Below are 22,030 nucleotides of genomic sequence, written 5' to 3' on the forward strand. Positions count from 1 at the left end.
TCTCCTTGAGGGTCTCTTAGCGTAGGCGCTGCGTGACCACGCCGGAATCCAAGGCCGCGCGGATGCGGTCGGCGGCCGCTGGCAGGCTCTTCTCCCGCCCCAAATGCCAGAGCACCAGGGCGCCCGCGAATACCAGGCTGTCGTAGGTCGGCCCAGGTTCGCCCGCCAGCGCGCGCCGACCGGCCTCGGCGGCGGCGGCGGCGGTGGCCCGCACATCCACCGCGATGGCAATGTCATCGCCCGGGCGGTTGGTGGTGGGGAGATCATCGGGCAGGGGCACGGCGCGCGCCGACTGCTCAATGCCCAGCGCGGTGGGATTGATGTCGAAGGATTGCTCCTCGCCCATCTGCTGGTAGTTAAAACACACACCGGCCTGGCGCAGCGAGGGGATGACTCCGCCCTCGACACCACGGATCATCAAGGCCGAGTCGAAATCCGCATGGCGGGCGAGCAGGGCATAGATGCGCGGGTAGGGCTTATGCACATAACCGGTGACCAGGTGCGTCTTGCGTCGGCCCTGGATAGGCTGTGCCATGACTTCGGTGGTGGTGATGACCTGGCGTTTGACGATGGTGGCGCGCAGGCCGATCAGGTCATGCAGTTTGGGCGCGAAGGCGCGCTGGTCGACATAGGTCCAGCCGATGGCGGGGTCGGACAGGCGCCGAGCCGCGTCGTCGGGCGAGAGGTCGACCGGAATGCCGGCGGCCTCGAAGATATGCCGGGCGGTGACACCAAATTTTGGCCCTACGGCGTCCACGCCATGACTGACTGTCGCCACGCCGCATTCGGCCAGTACGGGCGCGAGAAAGGGCGCGGCGGGCAGGCAGCGGTTGTAGCCGTCGTAGGGGTCGGCAATGTCAACCACCTCGTCCACGTCGGCGACCGCGCTGTTGGTGACATTGCGAATGGCCTCCAGCACGCCGCGCATTTCATCATCGGTCTCGCGTTTCATGCGCAGCGCAATCAGAAAGAGCCCCGCCTGCACCGGGTCGATGTCGTCATCGAGAATCGCTCGCATGCCGGTGCGCGCCTCTTCGAGCGAGATATCCTTTGAGAGTTCTGGGCCGGTTGCAATGCGCTGAATAATGGAGCGCATGGTTTTCTGGGTGTCGTTCATGGGTCAAAATCCTGCCTGTGATACCGCCGCTGGTGACTTGGCGCGCCGGGGCGCGGCCCTTGTTGGGACGAATTGTCAGGGTTGCGGGCGGCGGCTTCAAGCGCAATCGCGAAACCGGCGGTTGAGATCGCCATAGGCGTCGATGCGGCGGTCGCGCAGAAAGGGCCAGGCGCGACGCACTTGTTCGCCATGGTTGAGGTCGATCTCGGCGATCAGCAACGCGGGCGCGTCCTCGGGTGCCCTGGCCAGCAACTCGCCCTGGGGACCGCAAACAAAGGAGCTGCCCCAGAACTGGCTGCCGCCACCCGGCGCGCTGGCGTCGGCCTCGAAGCCGACGCGATTGCAGGCCAGCAGCGGCAATCCGTTGGCAATGGCATGCCCGCGCTGAATCGTCATCCAGGCCTCGCGCTGGCGTGCCTGCTCCTGGGGCGAATCCGCCGGATCCCAGCCAATGGCGGTGGGATACAGCAGCAGCTCGGCGCCCGCCAGTGCCATCAGGCGCGCGGCCTCCGGGAACCACTGATCCCAACACACCAAGACGCCAAGTCGCCCGATGGCGGTGTCGATGGGGCTGAAGCCAAGATCCCCGGGGGTGAAATAGTATTTTTCGTAGTAGCCCGGATCATCCGGGATGTGCATCTTGCGATAACACCCGGCCAGGCGGCCATCGGCATCCAGCACCACGGCGGTGTTGTGATAGAGCCCCGCCGCGCGGCGCTCGAACAGCGAGCCCACGATCACCATCCTGTGAGTCCCCGCAAGGCGCGCCAGCCACTGGGTGCTCGGTCCTGGGATGGGCTCGGCGCGGTCGAATTCAGCCATGGTTTCCCGTTGGCAGAAATAGGGCCCGTTGTGCAATTCTTGCAGCAGGACCAGCATGCAATCCGCCTCGGCTGCCGCTTCGATCTGGCGAGAAATCGCGCTGCGATTGGCCTCGGAATCGCCGTGGTTCTGGTCCTGGACCAGTGCGATTTTTACCATGCGGGGCTGTTGTTGATCACCAGGCATGTCGTTGATGTCAGGCATGAGGCAGCATTGATTGCGTGTGGTGCGGAGTATTCTAGGGGCGTCCCGGGATTCTATCTTGAATTCCTCGCATGAGCAGGGAGCAGTAGCGTTTTGTGACGACGATATGACATTTTCGTGACAATCCGCTAATCTGCTGTTGGTCATTGGGTCTGCCATCCAAGGTGATCTTCTCCAACGCTAGCCAACAGCCGTGAAGCTTCATTTTTCGCCCCTTGTTCCGCAGCCGGGCTCCGCTTTTCTGGGCTGCCGCCTTACTCTTCGTGGTGCTCTGGTCTGTCCTGGCTCAGACAGCAATGCAGCTGCTGTGGTAAGTCAAGCCCTGGCCCTCCACCTATGCGCGTGACCTGAGCGCCCACCTGCTGCTCGGCGCTTTTCTGTTTGGGATGGCGCGCACTCTGCCGCGCTTCATGATTGCCAGCGCGACCTTGTTCACGGCTCTGACCCTGGGCAACGCCTTGAAGCTGTCGATCCTGGGCAGCCCCGTCGCGCCACCTGGATCAACCTGGGGGTGCTCACCCTTGGTATCGGTCTGGTGGTGAGTCATCCAGACGCCATCACCCGGGCCATGGATAGCCGATTTGGCTTCTCGGTGTGGAACCAGCGCGAGGGTTCCACTGTCGTTGGCGCTCGCACTCAACCAACGGATTATTGTTACTCCGACAAGGTTTTTCGCGAACTCCTCGTCAATGCCTGCGTGCATCGAAACTATGCCATTCACGGCTCTCGCATTCGGGTGTTTCTGTTCTCCGACCGCATCGAATTCATCAGTCCCGGTCGACTTCCCAATACCCTCACTGGCCGATCCGCCTGGTCGCGTACATCCAGATAGGCGGTGATCGCCTGGCCATCCTGCCAGACCTGGGAGACGTGCAGGGAGGCTGGGGAAGTCTCCGCTGCCGTTGCCGAGTCAAGGGCAATGACATGCGGCGACGGCGAGGAGGTGGGTTTGAGTAATGGTGCGGAACATGTTAACTCCTAATGTGTATTGTCGTAGCATCGCATTTGGAGCATTGGTTTTATTGTCCAATGGAATATGACCACGGAGTTTGGTGCTGTGAACATTGGTGCTCAGCCGGGTGTGCCACCCCTAGCGTCAAGTAGCCGCGTGTCCCTCCCGCGCGTCTCCGGCAAGGTGACCACGGTGATTAGGCTCGCCAGCGCACCCGCGCTCAACACCCAAGCGACGTTCAGCGGATTACCCGTGGTGTGCACCAGCCAGGTTGCGAGCATGGGCGCGGTGCCGCCAAAAAGCGCAAAGCATAGGTTGAAGGAGATGCTGACCGCGCTTGAGCGGACCTCGGCGGAGAACAACTCGACCATGACGCTGCCTACCACCCCCATGAACAGGCCGATCAACAGCCCGAAGCTGAGCTGCCCGAGCAGCACATATAAGGGAAATTCATGCAGCATGAGCGCGTATATGGGATAGGACATCAAGGTGATCCCGATGGTCGATACATACAACAACGGTTTGCGACCAACACGGTCGGCCAGCAATGCGCTGATCACAATGCCAAGGATGGCCATTGCGAGCGCTAGGGAGTTGATTTGCAGTGTCAGATCCTTGCTTTCGCCGACAAAATGTTGCAGCCACATTGGATTGTAGATAAACACGGTATAGAAACCGCTGGCAAAGACGATGTTAAGAAAAAATACCTGTAGAAAGGCACGCCAATGGTTGTTCAGCAGTTGACTGAATAAGGATGGGCGCGCGGCATCATCGGCCGCGCGAAAGGATTCCGGAAGGTGGCGACGGACCATCAGCCCGACCAGGGCGATCAGTACCCCAAGCAGAAAGGGGATCCGCCAGGCCCAGGCGGCGACAGTGGCGGCATCGAAGAGCGCGTAGATGGAAACCCCAACCAGGCTGCCGAGCAGTACTCCGAGAACGGTGCCAATGAAGGGCACGGCAGCGGTCAGGGCGCGGTGGCGAGAGGAACCCTGCTCGCTTAAGTAAACAACGCAGCCGGTATGCTCGCCGCCGACCGACATGCCCTGCAGCATGCGCATGAGCACCAGCATTGTTGGCGCCAAGACACCGATGCTTGCGTAGGTTGGCAGTAACCCGATGATGAGCGAAGGAAATGCCATCAGGAATACGGCCGTGGTCAGCACCCGGCGCCGTCCGAAGAGATCGCCCATGGGGCCAAAGACAAGCGCGCCGATTGGACGCATCAGAAAGCCAACCGCGAAGGCGGCCAGGGCGGAGAGCATGGAAACAAAAGGATCCTCGCTGGGGAAAAACTGCGACGCGATCACGACCGCGAAAAAGCCGTAGACGGTGAAGTCGTACCATTCCATGATTTCGCCGACCAGGCCGGCGAGATAGAGTCGTCGATTCATTGTGAATGTTCCTCCTGTGGATTGTTTTTGCGCTTGCATCGCTTTTCATCGCGGTCACCGCGTTGGCCTATCGGTTGTAATGCCCCGTCCAGTACCGTCCTGTCCTTCTGCTGCGCTCATAGCCCGGCTAACCAGCTTTGTGCCAAGGCGGCAAAGGCCAGGAGCAAAGCGGCTCGTGGGGAGATATCAGGATGGTCAGACATGGTCATAACGGAGGGTGATGGGGCAGCATGGAATCAGTCTAACCCGGTCGGCTTAGGTTGCGGCAATGCGCCCGTCGCCCAGATCCCTCCGCTCAATGGATGAGCTGGCTCAGGAGTGGAGAAGCGACTTCATGCCGCTTGAAGACGCCTCAGGATGGCGCGTCTTCAAAAAACCAGCCCAACATCGGGTGTTGAAAAGCAAAATTTGGACTCGCTGCCTTGGTTCGCGAGGATGGACGCTTGCCTTAGGCTGTGCTACCTCTTGGGTCTCACTCTCCTGATCTGCGTGGTAATGTTCAAGGTGTCTTCCATCGTGATTTCGGCCGAAACGCTCGAATTGGCGCTGTCTGGGTCGGCCTTTGGCCTCTTGCTGCTTTATCACCTGTACCATGCTTGGGAAGTAAGCGTGCGCCCGGATCGGACCTCCTTTGGGCGCAACTCCCGCGCGCGGGCGCAGTGGGCGACCCATGTAATGCGCAAGGGGCCGGATATTCTGGCAGTGCAAACCTTGCGTAACTGGACCATGGGGGCGACCCTGCTGGCCTCGACCGCCATTGTGTTGGCGCTGGGGGTGTTGAGCTTTGCGTTGAGTACCGATGGGGTGGATCAGCTCAACAGTCTTGTGCATATCGCCGGGGTGCGCAGCCACACGCTGGCGATTAGCAAGGCGCTATTGGCGGTCTTTATCTATCTGATTGGCTTTGTCAGCTTTTCACTATGCATCCGGTTCTACAATCACGCCGCTTTTTTGCTGAACCTGCCGGCGCCAGCGCCCGAACCATTGCTGGCGCCATCACCGGTCCTATCTGCGGAGGCTGCATCCAAATCGTTACCCCAACAAGTAGCCCAACAACCAGTCCTGCAGTTGGCTCAGCAGGAGATCCAGCAACCGGGGCTGGATCCGAGGCTGGCCATTCGCGCGATCAGCCGTGGCGCCGGCGCCTACAACTTCGGCATGCGTGCTTACTACATTTCGATTCCGGTGATGTTGTGGTTACTGGGGCCAATCTGGTTTTTTGTCGGCGCGCTGATGATGACGCTCTTGATTTATCGCCTGGATCACGATTACGGCTAATTGTTTGGGTGTTTTCCCCATTGATTGATCAGCCTTTGTCATGCGCTCCACAATCTCATTGATGACACCATGAACACTGGGGCCAGAAGATTCGGATCGACCCGAGATCCGCTGCTCTTGCTTGCCATCATGATTCTGGCGCTGTGGTTGCTCGCGGCCTTGTTCGCGCCCTGGCTGGCGTTGTCACCCAACCAGATCGACTTGCCGCGGATTCTGGCACCACCGGATGCGGGCGCCTGGCTGGGTGCTGACGATCTTGGCCGCCCGGTGCTTGACCGGGTGCTGATGGGCGCGCGCACGGCGCTCGCGGTCGGGCTTGGTGTGGTGGTGGTCTCAGCCCTGATTGGCTCGCTGATCGGCGGTGTTGCCGCTCTGGCGGGTGGGCTGTGGGATATGCTGATCGTGCGGCTCATCGATATCTTTCTGGCCTTTCCAGGAATCCTGCTGGCCATTGCGCTGGCTGGTATTCTGGGCCCCGGCTTGGGCAATCTGGTCATCGCCCTGGCGGCCGTTGGTTGGGTCGGCTATGCGCGTCTCGCGCGTGCGCAGGTGCTGTCGCTGCGCTCGCGCGAGCATGTTCTGGCCGCGCGTGCGTTGGGCGTTGGCGACGGGCGTATTCTGCTGCGTCATCTGCTGCCGCTGGCCGCGGCTCCCTTGTTGGTGGAGGCGACCTTTGGCATTGCCGCCGCGGTGATCTCCGAGGCCGGGCTTTCATTTCTCGGGCTTGGTGTGCAGCCACCGGCTGCATCCTGGGGTAGCATGATTCGTGACGGAGTTGGAGTCTTGCTGGTGGCGCCTCATCTGGTGCTCGCTCCTGGCATGGCCCTGCTGTTGGTGGTGCTGGCGGTGAATCGGGTCGGGGATGCCTGGCGCGATCGTCTGGATGTGCGAGCCAGATTGGGTTAAGGGTGGTTTAATGCTTTGGCACAGTCTTGCTATGGGGGAATTTTCATGTCCGCGCGAATCGGACCCGTAATGTTGGATTTGGAAGGCGAGACCCTCAGTGGCGAGGAACGCGAGTTGCTGGATCATCCTGCTGTTGGTGGGGTGATTTTGTTTTCGCGCAACTACCATCACCCGGAACAGTTGCGGGCGCTCGTCGGTGAGATTCGCGCGGTTTCCGGGCGGTCACTGCTCATCGCGGTGGATCAGGAAGGCGGGCGCGTGCAGCGCTTTCGTGATGGCTTCACGCGTTTTCCGCCAGCTCGGGTTTTTGGCCAACTGCATGCGAGCGATCCCGCCGCTGCTTGTCAGGCAGCAAGCGATCTGGCCTGGCTGCTGGCCAATGAGTTGCTCGAGGTGGGGGTTGATTTCAGTTTTGCTCCAGTGCTCGATCTTGATCATGGGTTGAGCGCGGTCATCGGTGATCGTGCCTTCGCGGCCGATCCCGATACTGTTAGCGCACTTGCGGGCGCCTGGGTTGCCGGCGTGCACGCCGTGGGCATGGCCGCTTGCGGCAAGCATTTTCCCGGCCATGGCGGAGTGGTGGAGGATTCGCACGCGGAGTTCCCGGTTGATCGCCGCCCGGCCGCGCTCTTGCGCGAAGCCGATCTGCAACCTTTCAAGGCCTTGATTGCCGCCGGGCTGGATGCGGTCATGCCGGCGCATGTGGTTTATCCAGCAGTCGACACCCAGCCGGCCGGGTTCTCCGCCCTGTGGCTGAAGCAGATTTTGCGCGAGGAACTTGGGTTCGAGGGTGTGATTTTTAGCGATGATCTCAGCATGACCGCCGCCGAGGTGGCTGGCAGCTATCCGGATCGCGCGCGCCTGGCACTAAAAGCTGGCTGCGATATGGTGATTCTGTGCAACAACCGGCTGGCGGCTATGTCCGTGGTCGAGTCTCTGGTCGCTTTTGAAGACCCGGTTAGCGCCCGACGCCTGGCGCGCCTGAGGGCCCGTGAGCCGAGCTCGGGTGAGCTGGGTGTTGGATTCTCGTCTGGCGGCCTGTCTGCCAAGCGGCGCGAGCGGGCGGCAGAGGCGCTGGCGCGGCTGCGCCCGCTGAGCGACGCCGAGACGCCAACCTCAGCCTGAGAGCTGCCTTTCCTGACTTGATGACCCGGATTTTGTCACCTTTTTTTGTCACCCCGGGCCTTAACGGAGAAGTCTGAATGAATAAAATGACGCTTGAGACCTACCAGGGCGTTGCCGAGCGTGCCGAATGCCTGTTTGACCGCTTGGCGGTCGAGGCTGCCTTTGATCGCATGGCCGAGGTGCTGGACCAGCGACTGGCGACGCTTGACCCCATTGTGCTCAGTGTCATGACCGGTGGTGTGGTGACGGCTGGTCTTCTGCTGCCTCGGCTGCGTTTTCCGCTACGTCTGAGCTATGTGCATGCGACCCGTTATCGCGAGGGCACGCAAGGCGGAGCCCTGGAATGGAAATACCGTCCGTCGGATATCATCCGTGGTGAGCATGTGCTGGTGGTCGATGACATCTTTGACGAAGGCATCACTTTGCAGGAAGTTGTGAATGCCTGTCAGCATGACGGTGCCGCATCCGTGACGAGTGCGGTGCTGGTGGAAAAAGAGCGTGATCGTGCTTGCGACTATCGCCCTGACGTGGTTGGACTGACCACGCCGGACCGTTACCTGATGGGCTACGGATTAGACTATAAGAGCTATTTTCGCAACGCTGAGGGTATCTATGCCGCGGCTGACCGGGACATCTGAACAGCAACTGGCCGGCGCGTCGGATTATTTAGAAAAATTGAATATAATTAAGCACTTTTTGACATTGTAGCGGCTATGTATTAAACCTCGTTCATGCAGGGCTGGTGTCAGGGTAGCTTGATGAGGCCGGACTTTTGGGCTGGATGTCGTTCTATTGGCGTGGCCAGATGAATAGCATTTTTGGCTTTGATGCTTTGGCTGTTAATTGGCTGATCCCCACCTGCCCTGGATCATGTTTTCGGGCACAGAATGCTGTTATACCAATTTTACCTAATGAGGTTCGGAGGAGTCGCATGGAAACACTTACCGGTTACCGTGATAGTCACACGGATTTGCGTCAGATGATCGATGATCTGCGCCAGCTCATGCGGCCGGAGATGTTGAAGATCCGTCCCAACGCTAAAACGGCCTATCAACTGTTGTGTGATCTCGCCACCAAGGTGAAAGCGCATCTTGCCGAGGAGGACAAGCGTCTCTATCCCAATCTGCTCACGCACGAGGATCCGCGGGTAAAGTCCATCGCCTGGGGCTTTATTAGTGGCGAGAAACCTTTGCGGCGATCCTTCGATGAGTATCATCGCAAATGGCTGAAGGACTGCGATTTCAACTTCACGCCTGAATTTTTGGAGGAAACGCACGAAATTTTCGACATGGTGGCCTGCCGCATTGATCGCGAGGAGCAGGTGTTGCTGCCCAAGCTGGTTGAGATCGGGATCTTCCCCACCGTCGAGCGCGCCCGCGTCTAAGGTGCCCGAGAGTCTGGTAAACCATTCAGCGCTTCACGGTCGTCGCCTATCCTCAGCGGTCCCATCTCCCCAGTCGTTCCATGACTAATGCGCGGCGGCCAGAAGGCCGCTTGCGCAAGTCGGGCGCGATTGACGATTCTTCAGTAAAATCCCCCTTCATCGCAATCATCGACGAACAAGAGGGGGCTTGCATGGCGCGCCTGGCAGTGATTGGTGGTTCCGGGTTTTGTGCGCTGCCCGGTTTGGAGGTTGAAAGGCGCGAACAGGTCAGCACAGCCTATGGGGAGACCTCGGCGCCTCTGATCTGGGGTCGTCTCGCTGGCTGCCCGCTCCTGTTTTTGCCCCGTCATGGCGAGGTGCATGGCATCCCGCCTCATCGGATTAATTATCGCGCCAATATCCGCGCATTGGCGGATGCTGGCGCCGAACAAATTATCGGCCTGGGCGCTGTCGGCGGAATCGCGGTGGACTGCGGCCCAGGTTTGCTATGCGTGCCTGATCAGATCATTGATTACACCTCGGCTCGGCTCGGCAGTTTTTACCAAGGTGAGCCCGGGGATCCTGCGCTTGATCACATCGATTTTACCAAGCCCTACTGCGAGGAGTTGCGCGCCGAGCTTATCTCGAGCGCGGGACTTGCCGGGCTGTCGGTCCGCGCCCAGGGCTGCTATGGTGCGACCCAGGGACCGCGGCTTGAGACAGCGGCGGAAATTCGCCGCATGGCGCGTGACGGCTGCGATTTAGTTGGTATGACAGGCATGCCCGAAGCGGCGCTGGCCAGTGAGCTTGGCCTGTGCTACGCCGCTCTTTGCTTCGTGGTCAATCGCGCACCTGGTTGTTCCGACGGGCCTGTTACCATGGCTGAAATTACCACCAATCTCGGACTTTGCTCGGCGTCGGTTGAGCGCTTGCTCCAAATCTTGGCTCGGCAACGGATCACGCACGGATAGCCCGGCATTACTTAAGTCTCTGAACAGTCACAGTCCCTTGTGATTAATTCTTGGTGAACAATCCTGATGCTGAATTTTCGTTAGACCATCCCCGCGGTCAATCTAAGTCGTTTGAATCACGGGAAAAAATTCCCTAAACCTTCATCATCCCTGCAAACAGGAGTCGCACTCATGTCAAAAACTGCCCCTGATGACGCGCCTGAAAAGGCCACCAAATCGCCCAGAGTCTGGCCCAAGCTGTTGCTCTGGAGTCTGGTGCTCGCATTCGGTTTCCTGTACCTGCGTTCCCTCGATTATCCTGCAAAGGATTCTATCTCGGAGGGGCAACAACAGGTTCAAGCGCCCAAGCCGGCGGCACCTCCCCAGCAGGCGCAGTCTCCTTCAGCGGCTGTGCCACCCCGGGCAGCTGCGTCACCGGCGCCGGTTATGCCGCGGAGCGAGCATGTCCAGACCGCCTCGCCCCCAAGACAAGTCCCGCCAGCAAAACCCTCGCCAGAGCCGAGCAAGCCATCCTCGACGGTGTCGAGCGAGCCGGCCGATGCTAGTCAGGGGAAGATCAAGGCCACTGAGTCAGAAGCCTTCGCGCAACGGGTGATGCGCGAGTCCAGCCAACCTCAGGCTCAGACTCAAGAGGCGCAAGGATCCCAGGCCGCGGCAAGCGCGGAAATACCAAACCAGGCGCAACCTGGCGGTGCGCCGTCCCAGGCGATGCCCCCACGGGCAGGTTATCCGCAACCTCCCGCTCAGGGTTATGGGCAGCCAGTGGCACCTGTACAGTCGGGCGCAGCGTACCAGAATCAATACGCGGACTATATGCGTCAGCAGCGCGAAGCCTATGAGGCCGCCCGCAAACGTTGGGAAGAGGCCTACCGGCAATACCCGCAGGGGCAATCTCCGCAAGTGCCTGCTTATGGTGGTTATCCCGGCTACTACCCGCCGGGCTACTATCGCTGAGCGATTCTGCCCCAGCGCGGCCGCCTTCTCGGTGAAATTTGGGGAAGCGGTTGCCTTGACCACCGGCTGATTGGTCTTCGCGCTGATCGGCCGGTTTTTTTTTGCAGGGCCTTGATCATAAGTCGGACCAAAACCCTGCGATCCACTCGGATAAGCTGTGCGCCGATATCAAAAAAACAGCGCTTTAGCCTGCTGGGTCACCGCCGGCGAGTCTGGGGTGGCCCAAGCTGTGATCAAGGCCTTTATTGCAGTCTCCCTGTGCTCTGATGCCAATAGGATCAAGTGCCGAACAGGCCGGGTTTCAGCGCTTGACCACAATGTCGGCACAGATAGGTCTGACCTTTGCGCACTCGGTTATGGCGGACTGCGCTGAGTTGATGATCTTGGCAAGCGCAATGATAACTGTGACTGCTCACCCGGCGTTGCGGGATCTCGTCGAGGTCATACTGATGGCAGCGCTTGGGCTCAGCGCCAAATAGCGTCATCAGTTGGCGCCATTCCACTCCATGTGGGCGCGCGTTGCGGCCGTACAGGCAAAAAATTAGCCAGTGCGCAATTTCGTGTGGCACAGTCTGATCGATGAATTCCTCGCCGTGGCGCAGCAGTAGCCAGGGGTTAAAGCGAATCAGGCCGCGACCTCGTGCGTCGAACCGCGCCTGTCCGGCGCTTTGGCCGCGCAAGTCGAAGCGCAGATCAGGGTTGGGTGCACAAAACCCAAGAGTTTGGCGAGCGGTAGCCAGCAGTTGCCGCACCCGTTGCTCGACCACTGTTTGCAGATGTTTCAGACGGGCTTTTTCATCGGGCGTAAAGGGCATGGGATCTCTCTGCTGAGGTTTCGGTTGTGCTTGGTTCCTGTTGGCGCCCAGTTAGCAAATGGCATCCGGAACCCCCCGGTCCATGCGCGAAACAGGCCGATTATCTTGCGCGAAAGCGGTGTTGTCTGTATATTCTGTCGGCTTAAGCAAAGCAGAGTGCTTGGCGATGGATCCTGAATCCTAGGCGCTGGGCCTTGCCCTGAGATAAGTCTTGCATATTCGGGGGTGGCGCAACACCACGGGCTTGAGGTGGTTGGCAAGAGTTTTTTGTCCGCAGGGTCATTCCTTGCTTGCAAGAGCATTCCTCGCCTTTAGCCATTCTCCATATGTCGCTCGCCATTTCGGGATTCCGCAACAGGGGAATGCTAGCCAAGGGCGATCTTGAAAAGGGCGATCCTCAAAACCCCGTGATCGGGGTTTTTTTGTGATTTTGCGGCTGTTGGCAGGATGTCTCGAATGATTTCCTTGCGGTTGCCGAGCGTTGGGCCTTGCGCCCATTTTTTGTTTGTGGGGCGACCTTTTCGGGCGTCCGTTCGAGGGCAGGCGATGTATCAGGCTAATCCAAAGCTGACCGCGCTCGCTGGCGCGGTGGTCGAGCCGCTGGGGTTCGAGTTGGTGGGCGTGGAGCAGTGCGGTACTGGCCGGTCGTCCGTTGTGCGTGTGTATATAGACCATGAAGAGGGTATCACCGTCGATGATTGTGCCTTGGTCAGTCATCAACTGAGCGGCCAGCTCGATGTTGAAGATCCGATTCCCGGCGAATATGCGCTCGAGGTGTCCTCGCCGGGCTTGGACCGGCCGCTTTTCACGGCGGAGCAGATGCAGCGGTTCCAGGGACAGCGCGCGCGCGTCCGCTTGGCTGAGAAGCGCAACGGGCGGCGCAACTTTGAGGGGGTGCTGGCTGGCGTGATCAATGATGCGCTGCAGTTGCGGCTTGACAATGATGAGATGGAGTCTTTGTCGCTCGCGCTCATCGAGAGTGCGCGCTTGGTGCCCCAATTTTAGTGAATGGCCTTGGCACATCTTCAAAACAAAGAGTTTTGCGATTAGGTTTGGATGATTTGTGGTATCGATGTGTTTCAGATGATGCCGGTTTTTGAGAATGGCTCCTCTGTCGGAGCTGGCTCAGGGCATGCTCGGGTAGCTGTGAGGTTTTCAGCGGGAGTGGCACGCCAGATTGAAGCCCAGATTGAAGCCCAGATTGAAGCCCAGATTGAAGCATGGCTGCCAACAGCCATGCATGCCAAGAATGGCATCAGGTGCATTCGCCCACTTGGGTAAAGGTTGATCGCGGATATCACGCATGAGCAAAGAGATACTGTTGGTTGTCGAGGCTGTCTCGAACGAGAAAGACGTTGCCAAGGAGGTGATCTTCGAGGCGATGGAGGCGGCGCTTGCCTCGGCGACACGCAAAAAACACGGTGGCGATATCGATGCGCGCGTCAGTATCGACAGGCAGTCCGGCGATTACCGGACCTTCCGACGCTGGGAGGTGGTGACCGATCCGGACGGCGAGCCGCTGGAGGCGCCCGAGCGCCAGATTACCTATTCGGCGGCCGAGGAGTTGGAACCCGGGATCGAGGTCGGCGGCTTCATTGAGGAGGAGATCGAATCCGTTCTCTTCGGGCGCATTGCTGCCCAGACCGCCAAGCAGGTGATCGTGCAAAAAGTGCGCGAGGCCGAGCGGGCCAAAATTGTCCAGGCGTTCAAGGAGCGCGAGGGCGAACTGGTCACCGGTATTGTCAAAAAAGCCGAGCGCAATACCCTCGTGCTCGATTTGGGTGGCAATGCCGAGGCGTTGGTGCCGCGCGACCAGATGATCGCGCGCGAATCCGTGCGCCCGGGTGACCGCCTTCGGGGACTGCTCTACGAGGTGCGTGCCGAACTCAAAGGGCCGCAGCTCTTTGTAAGCCGCACGGCGCCCGATCTTCTGATTGAACTCTTTCGGCTCGAGGTGCCCGAAGTGGGCGAGGGTACCATCGAGATTCTTGGTGCCGCGCGCGATCCGGGGTTGCGCGCCAAGATTGCCGTGCGCACCTCCGATGCGCGCATTGACCCAGTCGGCGCCTGCGTTGGCATGCGCGGTTCACGGGTGCAGGCGGTCTCCAATGAGCTCAATGGCGAGCGGGTGGATATTATTCTCTGGAACGAGAATCCCGCCCAGTTCGTCATCAATGCCATGTCTCCGGCCGATGTGGTTTCCATCGTGATTGATGAAGACGCCCACAGCATGGATGTTGCGGTGAAAGAAGAAAATCTTTCCCAGGCGATCGGGCGTGGCGGTCAGAACGTCCGCCTAGCCAGCCAGTTGACTGGCTGGGAGCTGAATGTGATGAGCGAAGAGGACGCCGCCGCCAAGAGCGAGGAAGAGGGCCAACGACTGGTCGATAATTTCATGACGCAGCTTGATGTCGACGAGACTGTCGCCGCCGTGCTGGTTGAGGAAGGCTTTACCACGGTGGATGAAGTCGCCTATGTGCCCATGGTAGAGCTGCAGGCGATCGCGGAATTCAATGACGAAATGATTGATCTGCTGCGTCAGCGCGCCAAAGATCTGGTGCTGACCCGCGCCATTGCCAGCGAAGAGGACATTGAAGTCGAGCCCAGCGGCGAGTTGCTGGCAATGGCCGGCATGAATCAGACGCTCGCCTTCGAGTTGGCGCGACGCAAGGTGATTACCATGGAGGACTTAGCCGAACAGTCGGTCGATGAACTCATGGACATTGAGGGTATGGATAAAGAACGCGCAGCAGCGCTGATTATGAAAGCGCGCGAGCCCTGGTTCGCACACTCGAACCCCGAGCCGGATGTTTCCAATCAGGAGCCGCCGAATTCGGAAGCCACGAATTCGGAAAACCCAATTCCAGAAACCCGGTCGGATCAGGACTAGCCCGCGGAGGTGCGAATGACGAGCGAAGTCACGGTCAGACAGCTGGCCAACACTGTTGGTATCCCCGAAGAGCGGTTGCTCACGCAGCTGCATGAGGCCGGCATTGCCGCTGCCGACGCCGAGGCGACCATCACCGAGCAGGAAAAAGTTCAACTGCTGGGATTTTTGCGGCGCAGCCATGGCAAGCAGGGTGAGGAGGAGACTGCCTCACCCAACCGTGTCACTCTGACGCGCAAGTCGGTGGGCGAGTTGCGCCAGACGCCGGCTGCTCAGCGCCCAGCTGGTGGTTCAAGGCCCACGGTCAGCGCACGCCCGGGTGCCGGGTCGCGGGCTGGTAACAAGTCGGCGAGTAATAAGACGGTGAGTGTCGAAGTTCGGCGCAAGCGGACCTATGTTCGCCGCGGCGAGCCTGAAGGTCCGGCACCCGCCACCCCGCCTGCGACTCTCCGTGGCAGCGAGCGCCAAACGCTCGAGCAGCCAGTTGGTCGGCGTCGAGCCGATAGTGCCGAGCCTGCGCGCGGCGGTAAAATGTCGGGCGGGCGCGATCCAGGCGCCGATGCACGCCGTCGTGCCGAACTCGAAGCGCGCCGTGCCGAGGAGGAATCTCGGCGCCTGGCGGAGCGTGAGGAGCTCGAACGCCAGGAGCGTGCCGCCGAGGCGCGTCGCCGCAGTGCCGAGGAAGAGCGTCGCAGGGCAAACGAGGAAGCACGCCGCCTGGCCGAGGAGCAGGCCGAACAGGCGCGCCTTGCGGTCGAACTCGACGACAGCGTTGAAATTGTCGAGGAGATCCTGGTAACTCCGGAAGAGCGCGAGACTCCTAGCGTGGAGAGCCGCGCGCGCAAGGCGGGCAAGAAAGGCCCTGATCGCGGGGAGAAGGAACGCGGGGATAAGGAACGCGGGGAGAAAGAAAAGGACAAGCTGGCCGACAAGGAAAAACCGGCCAAGAAAGCCGCCCGCAAAGATCCTGGACGGGCGAAACGACTTGACGCTGAAGTCGAGTACGAGGAGGAGACCAGTGACGAGGAGGCGGTTGTCAGCCGCCCGGCGCTGCGCCGCCGCAAGAAACCCGCCAAGGCACAACTCCAGGACAAGCACGGCTTCCAGCGCCCGACCGCACCCGTGGTGCGCGAGGTGGAAATTCCCGAGGCCATTTCGGTCGGCGAGCTTGCTTCACGCATGTCGGTCAAGGCCTCGCAGGTAGTCAAGGAGCTGTTCAAGCAGGGCGTGATGGTCACCATCAACCAACTGCTCGACCGCGATACCGCCACCATTGTGGTTGAGGAAATGGGCCACAAGCCGGTCGAAGCCAAGGACCACGACGTCGAGGACACCCTGCTCGCTTATCTTGAAGCCGAGAACGAAAAGGCCGAGCGGGTGCCGCGCGCCCCGGTCGTCACCATCATGGGCCATGTCGATCATGGCAAGACCTCATTGCTCGATTACATTCGCCGCACCAAGGTCGCCGATGGCGAGGCCGGTGGCATCACTCAGCACATCGGTGCCTATCATGTGACCTCCGAGCGTGGCACCATTTGTTTTCTCGACACCCCGGGTCATGCCGCATTCTCGTCCATGCGCGCGCGCGGTGCCGAGGTGACCGACCTGGTCATTCTGGTGGTCGCGGCCGATGATGGCGTCATGCCACAGACCATTGAGGCCATTCAGCACGCGCGTGCCTCCAAGGTGCCACTGGTGGTCGCCATCAACAAGACGGATAAGCCGGACGCCAATCCCGACCGGGTGATGCAGGAGCTCTCGCAGCACGAGGTGGTCTCCGAGGAATGGGGCGGCGATACCATGATGGTCAAGGTCTCGGCGAAAAGCGGAGACGGCATTGACGACCTGCTCGACGCTGTGTTGCTGCAGGCCGAGGTGCTGGAGCTTGACGCCCCGCTTGGCGGCTCGGTGCATGGCACCATTATCGAGTCGAGCCTCGAGAAAGGCCGCGGTCCGGTGGCGACCGTGCTGGTGCAGTCGGGCACTCTGAAGGCCGGCGATATGATCGTGAGTGGGGCCGAGTACGGCCGCGTGCGCGCCATGTTTGATGAACAGGGTCGCGCGGTGCGGGAAGCGGGTCCCTCCACTCCGGTGCAAATTCTCGGCCTTTCCGCCGCGCCCAACGCTGGTGACGACGTGGTCGGCGTGGCGGACGAAAAACGCGCGCGCGAGGTGGCCGAACTGCGCTCCGCGCGCGAGCGCCAGTCGAAGATCGACGCCCAGGGTGTCGCCAGTCTGGATGCGCTCTTCGGGCAACTCAAGGCCGGTGAGCAAAAGAGTGTCAATCTTATCCTGAAGGCCGATGTGCAGGGCAGTCTCGAGGCCCTCAAGGAAAGTCTGCTCAAGCTCAGCAATGACGAGGTGAAGGTCAGCATTGTGGGCTCGGGTGTCGGTGGCCTGACCGAATCCGATGCCAACCTGGCCGTAACCTCCAACGCCATTTTGCTCGGCTTCAATGTGCGCGCCGATGCCGCGGCACGACGCACAATCGAGGAGAAAGGCCTGGATCTGCGCTATTACTCGGTCATCTACGAGCTGATAGACGATGTCAAAAAGGCCATTTCGGGTCTGCTCAGTCCCATCGTCAGCGAGGAGATCATCGGCCTGGCAACGGTGCGGGATGTCTTCCGCTCGTCCAAGTTTGGCGCCATCGCTGGCTCCATGGTCATTGAGGGCGTGATACGTCGCAATAGCCCGATCCGGGTGCTGCGCGACAATGTCGTGGTCTACGAAGGGGCGCTCGAGTCCCTGCGCCGATTCAAGGACGACGTCTCCGAGGTCAAGGCTGGCACCGAATGCGGTATTGGCGTGAAGAACTACAACGACGTGCAGGTCGGTGACCAGATCGAGGTGTTCGAGCGCACTGAGCGGGCGCGGGAGCTATGAGTGCGCTCCGGCGTTCTCACAGTCGCCAGGTGATGCCGTGACGCGCGACAGCGGTCGGGATTTTCAGCGCAGCGAGCGTGTCGGCGCCGAACTGATGCGCTCGCTCACGGTGATTCTGCGCGAGCAGGTGAAAGACCCCCGGCTCGGCAGTGTGACGGTGCAAGAGGTGCGGGTCAGTCGGGATCTTTCCCACGCCAAGGTTTATTTCACCTGCTTTCCGCTCGATGAGGAATCCGCGGCACGCGAGGCGTTGCTGAATGGCCCTCTGGCCGGCTTTCTGCGCCACGAACTCGCCCGCACCGAGCGCCTGCGTACCATTCCGCAGTTGCACTTCGTCCATGACGAGTCCATCCACCATGGCGAGCAACTCAGCGCCCTGATCGACGAGGCGGTCGCCGGGATTTCGCCAGAGCATCAGGCCGATGCCGACGCGGATACCAGCTCGGATTTGGGTATGGCGCGCCCCCAGAATAGTAGAACAGAATAGTCGAACAGAATAGTCGAACAGAATACCCGAACTGCACACCAGAATTACCATAGCCGACAGTATTTCATGGCACGACGACGTAAACAAGGCCGCAAGGTCGCGGGCATTTTGTTGCTCGACAAGCCCCTTGGGGACACTTCGAATCACGCGCTGCAGCGGGTGAAGCATTTGTTTTTTGCCGCCAAGGCTGGGCATACCGGTAGTCTTGACCCTCTGGCCACTGGCCTGTTGCCGATCTGCCTGGGCCATACCACCAAATTTTCGAGCTTTCTGCTTGATGCGGACAAGCACTATCGAGTGCGGGTGCGCCTGGGCGAGACCACCACCACGGCGGATGCCGAGGGGGAGATTCTCGAGCGCAAGCCGACCGATGGAGTGACCAAGGCGGATGTGCTGGCTTGTCTTGAACGCTTTGTCGGCGACATCGAACAGCTCCCGCCCATGTATTCGGCGGTCAAGCACCAGGGCCAGCGCCTGTACAAGCTTGCGCGCGAGGGACGGGAAGTCGAGCGTCAGCCCCGTACGATTCGTATTCACCGCCTGGAGCTGACGGATGTTGCCCTGCCGGAGATAGAACTCGATGTGCATTGTTCCAAGGGCACCTATGTACGCACCTTGGCCGAGGAAATCGGCGACTGCCTGGGCTGTGGTGGCCATGTTATTGGTTTGAGACGGACTGGCGTCGGTCCCTATATCGAGGGCCAGACCCGCTTTGTCACCATGGATGAGTTGCAAGCCCTGGCCGATGCGGCTCGGGAGGCAGAGGCCGGGGATGGTGACACGCCGCCCTTGCACGAGCGCCTGCAAGGGCTTGACGCCTTATTGCTATCGCTCGACACCGCGCTGGGACACTGTCCGGCAGTGCGCCTGTCCGCCGATGCGGCCTTTTACCTGGCACAGGGGCAACCGGTGCTGGTGCCGCAGGCGCCGACCGAGGGCATGGTCCGACTCTATGACCAGTCGGAGGGTTTTCTTGGGGTGGGCAGTATTCTCGACGACGGTCGGGTGCAGCCAAAGCGACTGGTCTGAAAGCAAACCAGGCGCTTTGTTTGGTCGCGCTATCTATGAGCACTATCTGGGTGCAGGGTTCAAGGCGGTATGAGATTCGACGGAAATCGCCTAAACTGCGCGTCAGAATTCGATGACGCATCATCGCGTCACTGGGCCGGTTTCCCTGAAGTCATTGTTGGGGAAACAGCGGGCTTCGCGCAGCGGAGCATTCGCGGCCAATACTTCAACACTTAAGGAGACACACAATGACAATGACCGCCGAAGATAAAAGCCAGATTATTGCCGAACATGCGCGGGGCGCCAATGATACCGGCTCGCCCGAGGTGCAGGTGGCCCTGCTCACGGCGCGCATCAAGCAGTTGACCGGGCATTTCAACGAGCACAAACATGATCACCATTCCCGCCGTGGTCTGGTTCGCATGGTCAACTCCAGACGCAAGCTGCTGGATTATTTGAAAAGAAAGGACGTCGACCGGTATCGTGCACTGATCCAAACGCTCGGCCTGCGTCGTTAATGGCGCGTCATCCTTGGTGCCGGCCCCAAGCCCCGCGAGCGCGGGCCGGCGTGCCGCGCTGGCCCGTGATTGCCGGGCCCTTGTTGCCGGGTCCTTATGGCCGATCCCTTATTGTCGAGTTGTTACCGGCATGGCAGCCGCCGGTGCGCAGTCAGCCCCCTTTCAGACCTTAACGAGGCTTTTTTCCTGTGACTCATATCATCAAGTCCTTCCAGTACGGCGATCAGACCGTCACCCTCGAAACCGGCGAAATCGCCCGTCAGGCCGATGGCGCCGTCATGGTCAATATGAATGACACCGTGGTGCTGGTCACCGTGGTGATCGACAAACGTGCGACTGTTGAAAAAGACTTTCTGCCGCTGACCGTCGATTATCAGGAAAAAACCTATGCCGCCGGGCGCATCCCAGGCGGCTTTTTTCGGCGTGAAGGTCGCCCGAGCGAGGCCGAGATTCTGACCTCGCGCCTGATCGACCGTCCTATCCGCCCATTGTTCTCCGCTGGCTTTGGTCGTGAGGTGCAAGTGATCGCCACGGTCAAATCGCTCAATCCGGCGGTCAATCCCGAGGTTCCCGCACTCATCGGTGCCTCTGCCGCGCTGGCCATCTCTGGCGCGCCCTTCAATGGACCCATCGGTGCCGCGCGCGTCGGCTACAAGAATGGGGAATACCTGCTGAATCCGGCCATGATCGGCCTGACGCCGGACAGCGATCTCGATCTGGTGGTTGCCGGCACCGAACAAGCCGTGCTGATGGTGGAGTCCGAGGCGCGCGGCCTGTCCGAGGATGTCATGCTCGGGGCTGTGCTCTTTGGTCATGAGCAGATGCAAGTTGTTATCCAGACCATCAAGGAACTGGCTGCCGAGGTCAATAAGCCACCCTTGGAGTGGACCCCGGCGGCGACCGATCCCGAGCTGGCGCAAGCGGTCGCGGCCCAGGCCGCCGATGGCCTGGGCGAGGCCTATCGCATCAAGGACAAGATGGAACGCTACCGCGCGCTCGATCAGGTGCGCAACGCCGTCTATGCCGAGTTGTGCGGAGAGGATGAAAAGTGGCCGCAGCCATTGGTCTATGCCGCGCTTGAGAAGCTCGAGAAAGCAATCGTGCGCGGGCGCATTCTGCGTGGCGAGCCGCGCATTGACGGGCGTGACACCAAGACCGTGCGGCCGATCAGTATTCGCACCGGCGTGTTGCCACGCACCCATGGCTCGGCGCTCTTCACCCGCGGCGAGACCCAGGCGCTGGTGGTGACCACCCTTGGAACCGAGCGTGATTCGCAGATTATCGACGCTCTAGATGGCGAGCGGCGCGAAGCCTTCATGCTGCACTATAATTTTCCGCCTTTCTGCGTGGGCGAGACCGGCCGGGTCGGCAGCCCCAAGCGGCGCGAGATTGGCCATGGACGTCTGGCCAAGCGCGGCGTGCTGGCGGCCATGCCCAGCATCGAGGAATTTCCCTACTCGGTGCGGGTGGTCTCGGAGATTACCGAGTCCAATGGCTCCAGCTCCATGGCCAGCGTTTGCGGCACCAGTTTGTCGCTGATGGACGCGGGCGTGCCCGTGAAAGGCTCCGTGGCTGGCGTGGCCATGGGGCTGATCAAGGAAGGAACGGACTTCGCCGTGCTGACCGACATCATGGGCGACGAGGATCATCTCGGCGACATGGACTTCAAGGTGGCCGGCACCGCCGAGGGCATCAATGCCCTGCAAATGGATATCAAGATCGAGGGCATTACCCGCGAGATCATGCAACAGGCGCTGGCCCAAGCCAAGGATGGGCGCATGCACATTCTCGGCGAGATGAACAAGGTCATTGACCACCATCGCTCCGAGATGTCCGAGCATGCGCCGCGCATCATTGAGTTCAAGATCCATCCGGAAAAAATCCGCGATGTCATCGGCAAGGGCGGCTCCACCATCCGCGCCATCACCGAGGAAACCGGAGCCACCATCGACATCAATGACGAGGGCGTGGTCAAGATTTTCTCGGTGCAGAAATCCGCCGGCGAAGAGGCGAAAAAGCGTGTCCGCCTGATTACCGCCGATGTCGAGGTCGGCAAGATCTACGAAGGCAAGGTCGCGCGTTTGATGGACTTTGGCGCCTTTGTGACCATCCTGCCGGGACGCGATGGCCTGGTGCACATCTCCCAGATCTGCGAAGAGCGGGTGCAGAGCGTCAGCGACAAGCTCTCCGAGGGCGACCATGTGCGGGTCAAGGTGCTGGAGGTCGACAAGCAGGGCCGCATTCGTCTGAGCATGAAGGCGCTGACCGACGAGGAACGCGCGGCACCGGTTGAGTAGTGGGCAGTGCTCCGGCGACTTTCCAGGTGTTTAGGGCGGCTGGTTC

19 protein-coding genes are annotated in these 22,030 nt (G+C 60.4%); 15 read left to right on the forward strand and 4 right to left on the reverse strand.

Annotation, left to right across the window (positions count from 1 at the left end; genetic code table 11):
* Positions 1-16: 16 nt before the first annotated feature.
* Positions 17-1,117, reverse strand: a complete 1,101-nt coding sequence (locus Thiowin_RS05730; protein WP_328986778.1) for an anthranilate phosphoribosyltransferase — start codon at positions 1,115-1,117, stop codon at positions 17-19.
* 96 nt (positions 1,118-1,213) lie between these two features.
* Positions 1,214-2,143, reverse strand: a complete 930-nt coding sequence (locus tag Thiowin_RS05735; protein WP_328986779.1) for a carbon-nitrogen hydrolase — start codon at positions 2,141-2,143, stop codon at positions 1,214-1,216.
* A gap of 511 nt (positions 2,144-2,654) precedes the next feature.
* On the opposite strand from Thiowin_RS05735, the gene Thiowin_RS05740 reads away from it, so the two are divergent.
* Positions 2,655-2,975, forward strand: coding sequence for a hypothetical protein (locus Thiowin_RS05740; RefSeq protein ID WP_328986780.1), 321 nt, complete (start codon positions 2,655-2,657; stop codon positions 2,973-2,975).
* A 239-nt stretch (positions 2,976-3,214) separates the two neighbouring features.
* On the opposite strand, the gene Thiowin_RS05745 is transcribed toward Thiowin_RS05740, so the two are convergent.
* Positions 3,215-4,489 carry an MFS transporter gene (locus Thiowin_RS05745; protein ID WP_328986781.1) on the reverse strand — a complete coding sequence of 425 codons (1,275 nt, stop codon included), beginning with the start codon at positions 4,487-4,489 and terminating at the stop codon, positions 3,215-3,217.
* A 357-nt stretch (positions 4,490-4,846) separates the two neighbouring features.
* Between Thiowin_RS05745 and Thiowin_RS05750 the strand changes: the two genes are divergently transcribed.
* From Thiowin_RS05750 to Thiowin_RS05780, 7 genes are all read left to right on the forward strand, one after another.
* Entirely contained in the window at positions 4,847-5,767 is a 921-nt protein-coding gene (locus Thiowin_RS05750; RefSeq protein ID WP_328986782.1) for a DUF599 domain-containing protein, read from the forward strand.
* Positions 5,768-5,896: 129 nt separating this feature from the next.
* Positions 5,897-6,673, forward strand: a complete 777-nt coding sequence (locus Thiowin_RS05755) for an ABC transporter permease (RefSeq protein ID WP_328988015.1) — start codon at positions 5,897-5,899, stop codon at positions 6,671-6,673.
* Between the two features lie 69 nt (positions 6,674-6,742).
* Positions 6,743-7,798 (forward strand): beta-N-acetylhexosaminidase, encoded by a 1,056-nt coding sequence (gene nagZ, locus Thiowin_RS05760; RefSeq protein WP_328986783.1) that lies wholly within the window; start codon positions 6,743-6,745, stop codon positions 7,796-7,798.
* Between the two features lie 77 nt (positions 7,799-7,875).
* A complete protein-coding gene (locus Thiowin_RS05765) occupies positions 7,876-8,436 on the forward strand; it encodes a hypoxanthine-guanine phosphoribosyltransferase (RefSeq protein ID WP_328986784.1) in 561 nt (186 codons plus the stop codon).
* A 293-nt stretch (positions 8,437-8,729) separates the two neighbouring features.
* Complete coding sequence (locus Thiowin_RS05770; protein WP_328986785.1) at positions 8,730-9,182, forward strand: hemerythrin domain-containing protein; 453 nt, start codon at positions 8,730-8,732, stop codon at positions 9,180-9,182.
* Positions 9,183-9,373: 191 nt separating this feature from the next.
* Positions 9,374-10,132, forward strand: coding sequence for an S-methyl-5'-thioinosine phosphorylase (locus Thiowin_RS05775; protein ID WP_328986786.1), 759 nt, complete (start codon positions 9,374-9,376; stop codon positions 10,130-10,132).
* A gap of 171 nt (positions 10,133-10,303) precedes the next feature.
* Positions 10,304-11,086, forward strand: coding sequence for a hypothetical protein (locus tag Thiowin_RS05780; protein WP_328986787.1), 783 nt, complete (start codon positions 10,304-10,306; stop codon positions 11,084-11,086).
* Between the two features lie 278 nt (positions 11,087-11,364).
* Here Thiowin_RS05780 and Thiowin_RS05785 read toward each other — a convergent pair whose 3' ends face one another.
* Positions 11,365-11,901 (reverse strand): SprT family zinc-dependent metalloprotease, encoded by a 537-nt coding sequence (locus tag Thiowin_RS05785; RefSeq protein ID WP_328986788.1) that lies wholly within the window; start codon positions 11,899-11,901, stop codon positions 11,365-11,367.
* A 546-nt stretch (positions 11,902-12,447) separates the two neighbouring features.
* On the opposite strand from Thiowin_RS05785, the gene rimP reads away from it, so the two are divergent.
* The 7 genes from rimP (at position 12,448) to pnp (ending at position 21,984) form a co-directional block, all read left to right on the forward strand.
* Positions 12,448-12,906: a ribosome maturation factor RimP gene (rimP, locus tag Thiowin_RS05790; protein WP_328986789.1), complete on the forward strand. Its 459-nt coding sequence runs from the start codon at positions 12,448-12,450 to the stop codon at positions 12,904-12,906.
* 298 nt (positions 12,907-13,204) lie between these two features.
* Complete coding sequence (gene nusA, locus Thiowin_RS05795; protein WP_328986790.1) at positions 13,205-14,791, forward strand: transcription termination factor NusA; 1,587 nt, start codon at positions 13,205-13,207, stop codon at positions 14,789-14,791.
* A gap of 15 nt (positions 14,792-14,806) precedes the next feature.
* Positions 14,807-17,674 carry a translation initiation factor IF-2 gene (gene infB / locus Thiowin_RS05800; RefSeq protein ID WP_328986791.1) on the forward strand — a complete coding sequence of 956 codons (2,868 nt, stop codon included), beginning with the start codon at positions 14,807-14,809 and terminating at the stop codon, positions 17,672-17,674.
* A 37-nt stretch (positions 17,675-17,711) separates the two neighbouring features.
* Positions 17,712-18,161 (forward strand): 30S ribosome-binding factor RbfA, encoded by a 450-nt coding sequence (gene rbfA / locus Thiowin_RS05805; RefSeq protein ID WP_328986792.1) that lies wholly within the window; start codon positions 17,712-17,714, stop codon positions 18,159-18,161.
* A 66-nt stretch (positions 18,162-18,227) separates the two neighbouring features.
* Entirely contained in the window at positions 18,228-19,190 is a 963-nt protein-coding gene (gene truB, locus Thiowin_RS05810; protein WP_328986793.1) for a tRNA pseudouridine(55) synthase TruB, read from the forward strand.
* Positions 19,191-19,417: 227 nt separating this feature from the next.
* Entirely contained in the window at positions 19,418-19,687 is a 270-nt protein-coding gene (gene rpsO, locus Thiowin_RS05815) for a 30S ribosomal protein S15 (protein ID WP_328986794.1), read from the forward strand.
* Between the two features lie 188 nt (positions 19,688-19,875).
* Positions 19,876-21,984, forward strand: coding sequence for a polyribonucleotide nucleotidyltransferase (gene pnp, locus Thiowin_RS05820; RefSeq protein ID WP_328986795.1), 2,109 nt, complete (start codon positions 19,876-19,878; stop codon positions 21,982-21,984).
* Positions 21,985-22,030: the final 46 nt, after the last annotated feature.

The organism is Thiorhodovibrio winogradskyi, from assembly GCF_036208045.1.
In the GTDB taxonomy this organism is placed as follows: Bacteria; Pseudomonadota; Gammaproteobacteria; order Chromatiales; family Chromatiaceae; genus Thiorhodovibrio; species Thiorhodovibrio winogradskyi.